We start from the raw sequence: 456 nt of genomic DNA, 5'->3' as shown, positions 1-456 counted from the left end.
AGCTTAGAGTTTAAGTTGTCAACATACAGCTAACAAACAACTGTTGGCGCTCTCTGCGTTCGCTGGGACACAAACACATGGGCTCCCTCGCTTCGCTCGTTATTTTAGCCCATGTATTTGTGCCCCAAAGTTGGGCGTTATACATCACAGTAGGAAAAAGTCATGAACAAGGAAGAATTGGAAGCGCAATCTCTTTTTCAAGAGATGCAGAAAAAAGAAGCTCTACTCAATGAATTCCAAAACTTAAAGCCAAATTGGAAAGGGAGCGCCATAAGATTTGTCAGCACTCTTGCTGCCATCGCTTACTTGGTTTGGATGTTTCCCGAAATAATGGATCAACCAATTCTTTATGTTTTACTCCTTTTAATATTTGGCGTTAGTGCCGAAATTCATAACGAGAGCAAACGGATTAATAAACGAATAGATTTGCTACATAGGTTGTTTCAAAGTGATGTA

General features: G+C 40.1%; 1 protein-coding gene. It reads left to right on the top strand.

From position 1 onward, the window contains the following. Positions 1–162: 162 nt before the first annotated feature. Positions 163–456, top strand: a 294-nt coding sequence (locus tag V7R42_RS19900; protein ID WP_334022400.1) for a hypothetical protein, incomplete at its 3' end; no start/stop codon positions are given.

Origin of the sequence: Alteromonas sp. S015 (genome assembly GCF_036864485.1) — a bacterium.
In the GTDB taxonomy this organism is placed as follows: domain Bacteria; phylum Pseudomonadota; class Gammaproteobacteria; order Enterobacterales; family Alteromonadaceae; genus Alteromonas.
The sequence above is the reverse complement of the archived record's forward strand: the minus strand, read 5'-3'. Positions and strand labels throughout refer to the sequence as shown.